General features: G+C 72.1%; 15 protein-coding genes. 12 read left to right on the forward strand and 3 right to left on the reverse strand.

Annotation, left to right across the window (positions count from 1 at the left end):
* Positions 1–14: 14 nt before the first annotated feature.
* Positions 15–1,232, reverse strand: coding sequence for a hypothetical protein (locus AB0305_RS03330; RefSeq protein WP_364137492.1), 1,218 nt, complete (start codon positions 1,230–1,232; stop codon positions 15–17).
* Between the two features lie 159 nt (positions 1,233–1,391).
* On the opposite strand from AB0305_RS03330, the gene umuD reads away from it, so the two are divergent.
* The 6 genes from umuD (at position 1,392) to AB0305_RS03360 (ending at position 5,626) form a co-directional block, all read left to right on the forward strand.
* Entirely contained in the window at positions 1,392–1,823 is a 432-nt protein-coding gene (umuD, locus tag AB0305_RS03335) for a translesion error-prone DNA polymerase V autoproteolytic subunit (RefSeq protein WP_364137493.1), read from the forward strand.
* Positions 1,824–1,832: 9 nt separating this feature from the next.
* Positions 1,833–3,131 carry a Y-family DNA polymerase gene (locus tag AB0305_RS03340; protein ID WP_364137495.1) on the forward strand — a complete coding sequence of 433 codons (1,299 nt, stop codon included), beginning with the start codon at positions 1,833–1,835 and terminating at the stop codon, positions 3,129–3,131.
* Positions 3,132–3,161: 30 nt separating this feature from the next.
* Positions 3,162–3,734: a GNAT family protein gene (locus AB0305_RS03345; protein ID WP_364137497.1), complete on the forward strand. Its 573-nt coding sequence runs from the start codon at positions 3,162–3,164 to the stop codon at positions 3,732–3,734.
* Positions 3,735–3,868: 134 nt separating this feature from the next.
* Positions 3,869–4,342, forward strand: coding sequence for a cupredoxin domain-containing protein (locus tag AB0305_RS03350; RefSeq protein WP_364137499.1), 474 nt, complete (start codon positions 3,869–3,871; stop codon positions 4,340–4,342).
* The gene (locus AB0305_RS03355) at positions 4,339–4,785 is read left to right on the forward strand and encodes a hypothetical protein (RefSeq protein WP_364137501.1); all 447 of its coding nucleotides are present in this window, start codon (positions 4,339–4,341) and stop codon (positions 4,783–4,785) included. Before AB0305_RS03350 ends, AB0305_RS03355 begins: the two co-directional genes overlap by 4 nt.
* A gap of 118 nt (positions 4,786–4,903) precedes the next feature.
* Positions 4,904–5,626: a CDP-alcohol phosphatidyltransferase family protein gene (locus tag AB0305_RS03360; protein ID WP_364137503.1), complete on the forward strand. Its 723-nt coding sequence runs from the start codon at positions 4,904–4,906 to the stop codon at positions 5,624–5,626.
* On the opposite strand, the gene ligD is transcribed toward AB0305_RS03360, so the two are convergent.
* Positions 5,623–6,645: a non-homologous end-joining DNA ligase gene (ligD, locus tag AB0305_RS03365; protein ID WP_364137505.1), complete on the reverse strand. Its 1,023-nt coding sequence runs from the start codon at positions 6,643–6,645 to the stop codon at positions 5,623–5,625. The genes AB0305_RS03360 and ligD overlap by 4 nt on opposite strands.
* A 128-nt stretch (positions 6,646–6,773) precedes the next feature.
* On the opposite strand from ligD, the gene AB0305_RS03370 reads away from it, so the two are divergent.
* The 6 genes from AB0305_RS03370 to AB0305_RS03395 all read left to right on the forward strand — a co-directional run bounded on the left by AB0305_RS03370 (position 6,774) and on the right by AB0305_RS03395 (position 10,292).
* Complete coding sequence (locus tag AB0305_RS03370) at positions 6,774–7,127, forward strand: hypothetical protein (protein ID WP_364137507.1); 354 nt, start codon at positions 6,774–6,776, stop codon at positions 7,125–7,127.
* Entirely contained in the window at positions 7,114–7,797 is a 684-nt protein-coding gene (locus tag AB0305_RS03375; protein WP_364137509.1) for an alpha/beta family hydrolase, read from the forward strand. The genes AB0305_RS03370 and AB0305_RS03375 overlap by 14 nt, the downstream gene beginning before the upstream one ends.
* The gene (locus AB0305_RS03380; protein ID WP_364137511.1) at positions 7,794–8,777 is read left to right on the forward strand and encodes an amidohydrolase family protein; all 984 of its coding nucleotides are present in this window, start codon (positions 7,794–7,796) and stop codon (positions 8,775–8,777) included. The genes AB0305_RS03375 and AB0305_RS03380 overlap by 4 nt, the downstream gene beginning before the upstream one ends.
* Positions 8,761–8,982, forward strand: coding sequence for a hypothetical protein (locus AB0305_RS03385; protein ID WP_290257971.1), 222 nt, complete (start codon positions 8,761–8,763; stop codon positions 8,980–8,982). Before AB0305_RS03380 ends, AB0305_RS03385 begins: the two co-directional genes overlap by 17 nt.
* 66 nt (positions 8,983–9,048) lie before the next feature.
* The gene (locus AB0305_RS03390) at positions 9,049–9,375 is read left to right on the forward strand and encodes a metalloregulator ArsR/SmtB family transcription factor (RefSeq protein ID WP_364137513.1); all 327 of its coding nucleotides are present in this window, start codon (positions 9,049–9,051) and stop codon (positions 9,373–9,375) included.
* Positions 9,372–10,292 (forward strand): cation diffusion facilitator family transporter, encoded by a 921-nt coding sequence (locus AB0305_RS03395; RefSeq protein ID WP_364137515.1) that lies wholly within the window; start codon positions 9,372–9,374, stop codon positions 10,290–10,292. Before AB0305_RS03390 ends, AB0305_RS03395 begins: the two co-directional genes overlap by 4 nt.
* A gap of 4 nt (positions 10,293–10,296) precedes the next feature.
* On the opposite strand, the gene AB0305_RS03400 is transcribed toward AB0305_RS03395, so the two are convergent.
* A partial coding sequence (locus AB0305_RS03400; protein WP_366171357.1) for an ATP-dependent helicase C-terminal domain-containing protein occupies positions 10,297–11,485 on the reverse strand: 1,189 nt, incomplete at its 5' end.

Here is an 11,485-nt window from a genome sequence, read left to right on the forward strand (position 1 = left end):
GGGACGGCCCAGCCCTACGCCTGTTCGGCGGTAACGTCGCCGTCGCGTCCGTCGGCTCTGAGGGAACGGCGTCGGCCCAGCAACAGCACCAGGGCGGCGACGACGATCACCGCCACTCCGCCGGCACCCGCAACGACGCCGGGCGAACTCCACGGCGAGGGCCCGGCATTGTTTCCCACCGCGGCGTCGTTCCCCACTCCTGCGCCGTTCCCTGCCCCGGGGCCGGCCGGGCCCGGGGCAGGGAACGGCGCCGGCGGTGCGTAGCGGGAGACCGACCCGTTGCCCAGGCCGGTGCCCGGCGTCGCCGCGATGATGCTGCCGTCCGGGGCCACCGCGAGGTGCCCGGGGCGTCCCTCGGTCGGGATGGTGGAATCGACGGTCCGGGAGCCTGGCTTGATCACCGATATCCCCGGGGTGAGGACACTCGACACGTAGAGCGTCCCGTCGGGTCCGAGCGCCGCCTCGGTGGGGCCGCCGGGGACATAGATGGTGTAGCCCACCCGGTCCGCCCCCGTCCCGATGACCGCAACCTTGTTCGTGCTGATGTTCGTGACGTAGACCGTGCCGTCCGGGGCGACGGCGATGTCGTGGGGATTCTCCGTGGTGCCGGCCACCGTCCCGGTGGGAATCGTGTGGGATGCCGCGGCCTGGCCGGCGGGAACGATCGAGACCGTGCCCTCGATTTGGTTGACCACGTAGGCGGTGCCGTCCGCGCCGACGGCGACTTCCACCGGTCCCGCCCCGACCCCGATGACATGGTCCACCGCCGTGCCCCCGGCGGCAAGGACAAGCACCGTTTTGTTCTCCGGGTTCGGCACATACACTGTGCCGTCAGGGCCGGCGGCAATCAGGTGGTTGCCCCTCGACACCGGGATGGTCCGGGCGACGGCCGCGGCACCGGGAGGCACGACGCCGATCTCGGCCCCGCCGACGGAGCCACCCTGCTGCTGGGCCACGTAGAGCGTTCCGTCCGGCCCCAGGGCCAGTCCGGCCACGTTGGGGCCGGTCGTGATCCGGCGCGTAGGGCCCGGCTCGCCCGGCGGAATCACCAGGACCCCGCCGGGGCCGTCGTAGCCGCCGATGTAGGCGGTTCCGTCCGGGCCGACGACGACGTCGACCGGCGTCCCGCCCGTCGATACCACCTCCGCCGGCGCCAAGGCGGCCGGCGCCGCGACGGCCTGGGCCGCGACGGCTTGCCCAGCCCCGCCGCACAGGGCAGCTCCCACAGCCACAACCGCCAGCCAACGTGCTCGTGCCACCACTACCCCCAAACAGCGGGCCGCCCGGCGCGGCCAACCCCCGAAGCCTACTACCGAAGGGCTTCCCCCGGTCCAGTGTCCGCCCCCGGGTTTACACTTAGATTAGAACATATATTCGAACTAAGGTGTGTTGTGGGCGCAATTATCGGACCCCGCGTGATAGACGCGGGCACTTCCCTCCTCTCGGTGCTGATCTCGCCGGTGCCGGTGGCGGCCGGCTATCCCTCGCCCGCGCAGGACTACTTCGACGGCCGCATCGACCTGAACGAGCACCTGATCAAGGACATCACCAGCACCTACGTGGTCCGGGTCTCCGGGGACTCCATGGAGGGCGCCGGGATCAGCGACGGGGACGAACTGATCGTCAACCGGGCGCTGACACCCGTGGACGGATCCGTCGTCGTCGCGGTCCTGGACGGCGAGCTGACCATCAAGCGGCTACGGATCACCCGCAACGGGGTGGTGCTGCAGGCCGAGAACCCGGCCTACCCGGACATCAGGGTTCCGTCCCTGTCCGAACTCGTGGTCTGGGGCGTCGCCACGCGCTGCCTCCACGTGGTTTAGGGCGCCGTCATGGCCAGGCCCGCCCCGATGCGCCAGCTGCCCCAGATCGCCCTTGTGGACGTCAACTGCTTCTACGCGTCCGCCGAGCGCGCCTTCAACCCCGCCCTGGAGGGCCGTCCCGTCGTCGTGCTGTCCAACAACGATGGCTGTGCCGTCACGCGGTCACCCGAGGCGAAGCGGCTTGGGATTCCCCTCGGCGAGCCGTGGTTCAAGCTCGCCCCACGGGCCAGGGAGTGGGGACTGGTGGCGCTGTCCAGCAACTACGAACTCTACGGCGACATCAGCGCCCGGGTGATGGAACTGCTGGGCCGCTTCTCCGCCTGGCTGGAGGTGTACAGCATCGACGAGGCATTCCTGGGGGTGAAGGGCACCCCTGCGGAACTGCTGGCGCTGGGCGGACAGATGAAGACGGCGGTGCGACGCAACGTCGGCGTGCCCGTCTGCGTCGGCATCGCCCCCACCAAGACGCTGGCGAAGCTGGCCAACAAGTGGGCCAAGAACAATCCTGCCTTCGACGGCGTCTGCCACTGGGAGTCCGTGCCCGCCGCCGCCCGCGAGCGCCTGATGCGAAGCCTGTCGGTGATCGAAATCTGGGGCGTCGCCACCCGGCTGACCAAGCGGCTCAACGCCCTCGGCATCCACTCGATCCTGGACCTGGCCCGCGCGGACCCGGTGATGATCCGCGACCGGTTCTCCGTGGTCATGATGCGCACCGTCCTGGAACTGCAGGGCACCCCATGCATCCCGTTGGAAGAGGAACGCATCGGACGGGACCAACTGATCTTCTCCCGTTCCTTCTCCACCCCGCTGACTTCGGCAGCCGGGTTCCGGCAGGTCCTGAGCGTCTACGGGCAACAGGCCTCCGCCCGGCTGTCCCGGCACGGACTGCAGGCGAAGCTCCTCACCGCGTTCGCGGGCACCTCGCACTTCAACGCCCGGGACGTCTCGTTCCCCACGGTCAGTGTGGTCCTGCCGATGCCGACGGCGGATCCGGTGATCCTGACGCGGGCGGCGCATGCGCTGTTGCCCCGCATCGTGGACGGCGTGAAGTACGCGAAGGCCGGCATCATGGTCACCGACCTTCGGCCCACCGGGAACCAGGCACCGCTGTCCCCGTTCGAAAATCCGCGCGAGGAACGCCACATCGGGAGCCTGGTGGAGGACATCACACGCCGCTACGGCCGCGGCTCCATCGGACTGGGCTTCGGCGGCATCCGGGGCGGACCGGACTGGAGCATGAGGCGGGACATGCTCTCCCCCCGCTACACCACCCACTGGGACGAACTCCCCCTGGTCAAGGCCGCCTGACCGCGCCGGCCTATCAGCTAAGCTCCCGGCATGCCTTCTTCACTGTTTGAAACGGCCGTCCGGGACGGCGTCGTCCTGAAACCCCTGGAGCCGTGGCACGCCCCGGCCTTCGCCGAGCACATGGACCGGGCCCGGGACCACATCCGCCCCTGGGTGGGACCGGCTTTCGTCACCGACACCGTCGAGGGCGCCCGGGCCACCCTGCAGCGCTACGCCACGGCCACCGCCCGCGACGGCGCCCGCATCTACGGCCTCTGGGACGGGGACAGCATCATTGGCGGCGTCATGTTCGTGGCCTTCGACGCCGGCTGGGGCATCTGCGAGGTCGGCTGCTGGCTGGAACCCGGCGCGGTGGGCCGCGGACTCGTCACCCGCTCGGTCGCCCTGCTGATGGAATGGGCCTTCGAGGAACGCGGCGTCTCCCGGGTGGAGTGGCGGTGCCGGACCGACAACCTGCGCAGCGTCGCCATCGCCCGGCGGCTCGGCATGCGTTCGGAGGGCGTGCTCCGCAGCAGCTGGGTGTTCGACGGGTCCCGCTACGACAAGGAAGTCTTCTCGATCCTTCGCGGCGAGTGGGAGGCCACCCGCTCGGGGTCACGCTAGGACCGAGGCCGTCTCGGCGGCGGCCCCGGCCCCCCTCACCGCAATACCCGCCAAAATGCCCGGCGCCATCCGCACCGATGAGGAGCAGAATTAAGGCGGGTTGCTTAGGTCAACTGATTCGCCGGAGGTGGGTCATGGTCACCGGAAGAAAATGTGGCGTCGTCGCTGCGCTCGCGGCCCTGGTGCTGGGTGTGGCCGGCTGCGGCTCGGGAGGCGGCACGGCTCCCCCGTCCGGCACCTCCGCGAGCGCCGCCATGCCGATGGACACCGCCGGCACCTCGACGAGCACAGCCGCCTCAACAAGCACGGGCGCGTCCGCTACCACTGCCTCTTCCGGCGCGTCGACGTCACCGTCCGCCGGGGCCGCCATAACCATCAAGAACTTCGCCTACGGCCCGACCCTTGAGGTGGCGGCGGGCAGCACCGTCACGGTCACAAACACGGACAGCGCCGCGCACACCGTCACCGCCGATCAGGGCGGCACCTTCGACGTCACGGTCAAGGGCAGCGGCGGCACGGCCACCTTCACCGCGCCGGGGACGCCCGGCACCTACACCTATCACTGCACCTTCCACCCCAACATGCACGGAACGCTGGTGGTCAAATGAGCGCCACCGCACACCGGGGCGTTGCCGGCCACCGGAGCCGGGGCCTTGCCCTGCGGCTGCTGACGGCCGGCTGCCTGGCCGTCGACGCCGGGGTCCATCTTCACCTGGCGCCCGGCTACCAGGCCGGCTCGCCGCAGGGACTCGGACAGGGCACGCTCTTTGTCGTCGAGGCGGCCGCCGCCGCGCTCGCCGCCGTCGCCGTCCTTTGGCGGGGTTCCCGGGCGGCGTTTGCCTTCGCGTTCCTCGTTTCCCTGAGCGCCTTCGCCGCCGTGGTGCTCTACCGCTACGTCGATATCCCCGCGTTCGTTCCCTTCCCCGCGATGTACGACCCGGTCTGGTTCTGGGAGAAGTCGATCAGCGCCGCCGCGGAAGGCCTGGGCGCGGTTGCGGCGGCCGCGGGGTTCGTCCGGGCCGGTCGAGGACGGACGACGACGGCGGCCTGAGCCCAACGCGGTGAGCGCGACTTTAGGGTGCAGGGACCTCAGGGAGCTCACGGTGCCGGGATTTCGGGGCATTACGGCAGCGGCCCCGCAGCGCCCGCGGCGATACCATGGCCGCATCATGACTGAACTCCGGACCGCCCCGCACCCGGCGGTGGCCGACGTTTCCGTGGCCGCCGTGGCGTACCTCGGTGCCGTCGCCGTGGTCGCCGGCCCGTCGCTTCCCGTCGGCGGGGGCGCACTGCTCGCGGTGGGCGCCGGCGCGGCGGTGCTGACCGGAGCCGGCGCAAACCTGCTGGGCCGGGCCGTCCCGTCCTGTACCCCCGCGGACCGGGTCACCCTGGCCCGGGCGGTGCTGGTGGCCTGCTGCGCCGCGCTCACCGCGTCGGGGCTGCTGACCGGCGGCCCGTCAGGGCTGCCGCTGCTCGCCGTCGGGACGGCGGCCTTCGCCCTGGACGCCGTGGACGGGCCGGTGGCGCGGCGGACCGGGACCGCCTCGGCCGACGGCGCCCGCCTGGACACCGCCACCGACGCGGCACTGACGCTGGTGCTGGCCTGCGCCGTGGCGGGCAGCCTTGGCGTCTGGGCGCTCGGATCCGGCCTTCTCTATTACGTGTTCCAGGCCGCGGGCCGGGTCCGGCCGCCGCTTCGCGCACCTTTGCCGCCGTCGGCCGCCCGGAAGGTGATCGGTGCGCTGCAGCCGGCGGCCCTGCTGTTCGCCCTGGTGCCCGGCATCCCGGGGGCCGCGGCGACCGCTGCGGTCGCGGCCGCACTCGGCCTGCTGGTGTTGTCCTTCGGGCGGGACGTCGTGGTCCTGGAGCGGCGGCGGGCGGCCGCCGGCTAGTCCTTGGCTTTGGCGCGGCTGGGCTGTACGCGCGGCGGTTCGCCCGGCATCTTGGGGAAGTCCGGCGGGAACGGCAGCTCGCCGAGGCCGGCCGCGGCGTCCCGCTCCCACCAGCCGAGCAGGCCCTCGATCGAGCCGGGGTTGGCGTGCATCCCGGCCCAGGGGTCACCGGTGGACCGCAGCCGGTCCGGCACCGTCGCCACGGTCAGGGCGGCCGGATCGGCGTCGTCGAGTTCCTCCCACGTCAGCGGGCAGGACACCGTGGCCCCCGGCAGCGCCCGCGGGCTGTAGGCCCCGGCCATAGTGCGGTCCCGGTTGGCCTGGTTGAAGTCGATGAAGACCCGTTCCCCGCGCTCCTCCTTCCACCAGGCGGTGGTTACCTGCTCGGGCATCCGGCGCTCCAGTTCACGGGCCGCGGCGATCACGGCATGCCGGACGTCCAGGAACTCGTGGTCCGGCTCGATCGGCGCGAACACGTGCAGCCCGCGGTTGCCGGAGGTCTTGATGAAGGCCTCCAGGCCGACGTCGGCGAGGACCTTCCGCAGCTCCCGGGCGGCGGGGACGGCGTCCCTGAAGGAGGTTCCCGGCTGCGGGTCCAGGTCGATGCGGAGCTGATCCGGGTTGTCCGGGTTCCCGGCCCGCGACGCCCAGGGGTGGAAAACCACGGTGTTCATCTGCACCGCCCAGACCGCGGCAGCTGCTTCGTCGATCACAAGCTGCGGGTGGGAGCGTCCGCTGGGATAAACCACCGGCACCGACCTGACGAAGTCCGGCGCCCCCTTGGGCGGATTCTTGGAGAAGAACTGTTCGCCGTCGACGTCGCCGGAGAAACGCTGCAGGGTGATGGGCCGGTCCCCATTCGCGGCCAGGAATGCCTCGCCGACGTCGATCATGAACCGCGCCAGGTCCAGCTTGGTCACCCCCGCGGCGGGCCAGACCAGCCGGGACGGGCTGGAAATCCGGACCTCCCGCTCGCCGTGCGGACCCGGAACCGTCACCATCGTCTCTTCCCTTGCCATGAGGGCAGGCTACCGCGCGCCCGGTCCCGGCGACACCCGCCCGGAGCGCGTCGTCGCCGGTCCGGTCGCCACGGGAGCCGCGGCCCCGCGTCTGGCTCCGGCTGCCGCCGCTGGCTAGGGTGGCTTCCATGGCTGAGGCATTGGCGTCCCTGGCGGACGCATTCAAGACGGTGGGGGTCTCCCGGGCGTACGGCGAGCCGATCGACCTCGCGGGAGAGCGGGTGGTGCCCGTGGCGCTGGTGTCCTTCGGGTTCGGCGGCGGCAGCGCGCCGGCATCCGGGGAGGAACCCGGCGGGGCCGGCGGAGGCGGGGGCGGGTTTGTCCTGCCGCTGGGAGTGTATGCGGGCGCCCGCGATGGCCGGAGCGTATTCCGACCCAACCCGGTGGTCCTGATGGCCGCCGCGGTGCCCCTGGTGTGCGCCGCGGGCTGGGCGCTGAGGGCCCTGATCCCCGGAACGCGGGCGGCAGGTGCCCGTGGTTGAGGAATCGCTGAGCATCGACGTCGACGGCACCGCGGTGTCCGCCCTCTACGCCCGGCCCGACCACCCGGTGGCCACGCTGGTGGTGGCACACGGGGCCGGCGCCGGCATGGACCACCCCTTCATGACCGGCTTCACCGCCGCCCTGAACGACGACGGCGTCGCCACCCTCCGCTTCAACTTCCCCTACCGGGAGGCCGGGCGGAAGTTCCCGGACCGCCCGCCAGTCGCCATCGCAACGTGGCGGGCCGCGATGGCTGCCGCACGCGAACGCTCCACCGGCGAGCCGGTCTGGGCGGCCGGGAAGTCCTTCGGCGGCCGGATGGCGTCCATGGCGGTGGCCGAGGGGATGCCGGCGGCCGGCCTTGTCTACCTCGGCTACCCGTTGCACCCGCCGGGCAAGCCGGAGAAGCTCCGGGACGAACACCTCTACGGCGTGAGCGTGCCCATGCTGTTCCTGCAGGGCACCCGGGACACCTTCGCCACCGGGAACCTGTTGGACACGGTTGCCGCCCGGATCGGGCCCTCCGCCGAGGTGCAGTGGGTCGACGGCGGGGACCACTCCTTCGCCGTAGCCGGCAGGAAGCGCCCCGCGGACCAGATCGGCGCGGGGCTGGCGGAACCGGTGGCCCGCTTCCTCCGGTCCCATGCCCCGGAAGGAGCCGGGAAGTGAGCGGCGGCCACGGTCCGGCCGAGCTCACCGACGCCGACGTCCCGGCCTGGTGGCAGCGGCTGGGCCTGCCCGGCCTGATCGACATCCACACCCACTTCCTCCCGGAACGGATGCTCCGCCGGGTCTGGGCCCATTTCGACGAGGCCGGCCCCCTGGTCGGCCGGCCCTGGCCGATCACCTACCGCACCGCGCAGGACCAGCGGCTCGCCACCCTTCGCGCCCTCGGCGTCCGGCGCTTCACCGCCCTGACCTATGCTCACCGGCCGGACATGGCGGCGGACCTCACCGACTTCGCCCTGGACCTCGCCGCCGCCGAGCCGGACTGCGTCCCCAGCGCTACCTTCTACCCGGAGGAAGGCGTGGTCGGGCAGGTGGAGCGGGCCCTCTCCCGCGGTGCCAGGGTCTTCAAGATCCATGCCCAGGTGGGCGGCTTCGACCTGCGCGAGCCCATCCTGGACCAGGCCTGGGGACTCCTGGCCGACGCCGGCATTCCCGTCGTCATCCACGTCGGCTCCGGCCCCGTCCCCCGGCACGGGTTCACCGGCCCCGACAAGCTCGAGGGGGTGCTGCGCCGCCACCCGGACCTGACCGCCGTCGTCGCCCACCTCGGCGCCCCGGAGTACGCCGAGTTCCTGGACCTGGCCGACCGCTACCCCGGCGTCCACCTGGACACCACCATGGCCTTCACCGACTTCTTCGAGTCCGTGACCCCGTTCCCGGCTGGCCTGCTCCCCCGGCTGGCGGACCTCGGTGACCGGGTGGTGCTGGGCAGCGACTTCCCCAACATCCCCTATCCCTACGCCCACCAGCTGGAGGCGCTGGAACGGCTGCGGGACCGGGAACCGCGGCTCGACGACGCCTGGCTGCGGGCCGTGTGCTGGGACAACGGCGCCCGGCTGATCGGGGACGGCGCTGGTCCTTCAGCTGTTCCCTTATCCGCGCCGAGCCTGAATGATGGGTCCCATGACGAAACCCTATGAAGCGTCCCGCCCCATCGAGTCCGACAACCCGGAGGCGGTGACGTCCGCCGTCCGCGAGGCCACCAACGAACTCCGTGACACCCTGCAACGCGACGGCATCGAGGTCAGTTTTCAGGACCTGGCGTTGCTGGGCCACTCGGAATCCTGGGACGACGAGGGACAGCGCTGGGTGCACGTCGCCTGGGACGGAGCCGAGGCCGGCTAGCCCCCGACACCAACCGCTGCGAAGATACCCGCTTCGACAGTACAGAAATCGCTGTAGTATTTTCGCATGCAGACACTGACCAGCACGGGCGTCCTGGCCCGGTTCGGCAAGGCGCTCGCGGACCCCACCCGGTCCTCGATCCTGCTGAGGCTCAAGGACGGGCCGGCGTTCCCGGGCGAGCTGGCCGAGTCCCTCGGCGTAAGCCGGCAGATGCTCTCCAACCACCTGGCCTGCCTGCGGGACTGCGGCCTCGTCGTCGCCGAACCGGCCGGGCGCAAGGTCCGCTACGAACTCTCGGACGCCAAGCTCGCCCACGCCCTCGGGGACCTGCTGGAGGTCATCCTCACCGTGGAGCCCATCTGCACCTGCCCGGACGAGGACTGCGCGCCGTGAGCGGGCACCACGACCACTCCCACGCCGTCGACGCCGACGGCAACCGCACCCGGCTGCTGCTGGTCTTCGGCATCACGGTCCTGGTCATGGTTGCGGAGATCACCGGCACGGTGCTCTCGGGCAGCCTGGCCCTGCTGGCCGACGCCGGACACATGTTCACGGACGCGGCCGGCCTGCTGATCGCGCTGATCGCGGCGTCCCTGGCGCTCAGGCCCGCCACCATGAAGCGGACCTGGGGTTTCAAGCGCGCCGAGATCCTGGCCGCGGCCCTGCAGGCGGGGCTTCTGCTGATCGTGGGCGCGTTCGTGATCGTCGAAGGCATCCGGCGCCTGTTCGAGCCCCCCGAGGTGGGATCCTCGCTGATGCTCTGGTTCGGCGTGATCGGCCTGGCCGGCAACGCCGTGGGCCTGCTGGTCCTGGCCGCCGGCCGGAAGCACAACTTCAACATGCGCGCCGCGTTCCTCGAGGTGCTCAATGACGCTCTGGGCTCCGTGGCGGTGATCGTCGCCGCCCTGGTGATCGCCTGGACCGGCTGGACCCGGGCCGACGCGCTGGTGTCCCTGCTGATCGGTGCGCTGATCATCCCGCGGACCCTCAAACTGCTGATGGAGACCGTGCACGTCCTGCTCGAGAGCACCCCTAAGGGCCTCGACCTGGGCCAGGTGCGGACCCACATCCTGGCACTGCCGCACGTGATCGACGTCCATGACCTGCACGCCTCGCTGGTGGGGTCCGGCACCCCGGTCATTACCGGGCACGTCACCCTCGAGGACGAGTGCCTCACCGACGGCCACGCCGCGACCATCCTGGCCGACCTGCAGCGCTGCGTTGCCGAACACTTCGACATCTCCGTTGAGCACTCCACCTTCCAGCTCGAACCGGCGGCCCACCGGGACCAGGAGCACCTGCCCCACTAGGCGCCTACATCCGGTTCTTGACCTTCGCGGTGGCCGGGGCCGTCCACGGGTCCTCCGGCCACGGGTGCTTAGGGTAGCGTCCGCGCATCTCCGCGCGGACCTGGGCGTACGGCCCGGACCAGAACGAGGCAAGGTCGTCCGTGACCGCCAGCGGCCGCCGCGCCGGGGACAGCAGATGGAAAAGCACCGGCACCCGGCCCTCCACCAGCCGGGGCGTCCGATCCCAGCCAAAGCACTCCTGCAGCTTGACCGCGACGACGGGCCGGCCGCCGTCGTCGTCCGCCGCGGGGTAATCGATGCGGACCATCGAGCCGCTGGGAACCTTCAGGGATTCGGGCGCCAGCTCGGCCAAGCGGGACGCTTCGGGCCAGGGCAGCAACCGCCGCAGCGGGTCCAGGAGGTCGACGCCGGCAGTCCGGCCACCCGCGGCCAGCGCCTCGAGTTCGGGCGCCAGCCAGTCCTCCAGCCGGGCCAACAGGGCCTCCTCCGAGACATCCGGCCAGGGCGCGCCGAGCTCCCGGTGCAGCAGGGCCAGCCGGCGGCGGAGCGCGTCGGCAGCAGGTGACCAGCCGATGGCGCCCAGCCCCGCCCCCGCGAGGGCGCGGCCCACGGCCGCGCGGCCCGTTTCCGGCGTCGGACGTACCGGGGTGGAGGACAGCACGATCGCACCCAGCCGGCGTTCCTGGCGGGCGGTCACCCGGCCGCCGTCGAGGGCCGCGACCACCGTGTCGGTGAGCAGGTGCGCGGCGGCGGTTTCGGCATCTACCGGGACAAGCGGCGCCGCGGCGCGGATGACGGCGCCGGTGCCCGCGGCCTCGTGACCGTCGGCGCGGCTGACCTCCGCGACGGCGAGCCAGTCCTGCCCGGAGAGGCGGCTGCCGCCGGGAAGGGCGGCGCGGGTGCCGGAGGCGAGCAGGTAACGGTCGCCGGGGCCGGGCACCCGGCGCGCCACCCGGTCGGGGAAGGCGAGGGCGACGACGTGGCCGGCCTCCTCACCCGGCGCCCCCGGGCCGGCCAGTTTCTTCCCGGTCTCCGCGGCGGCGGAGGGCGCCGGTTTGGGCGCACTTCCGCCACCCGCGCCCGCGGTACGGGCGATCGACTCCAGCCGCCGCACCTCGTCGGCCCAACTGCGCGCGCCCGGATCACTGCCCGAGCGCAGTGCCGCCAGCAGCCCGGGGCGGACCTGCCCGGGC

Source organism: Arthrobacter sp. NPDC080086 (assembly GCF_040702285.1).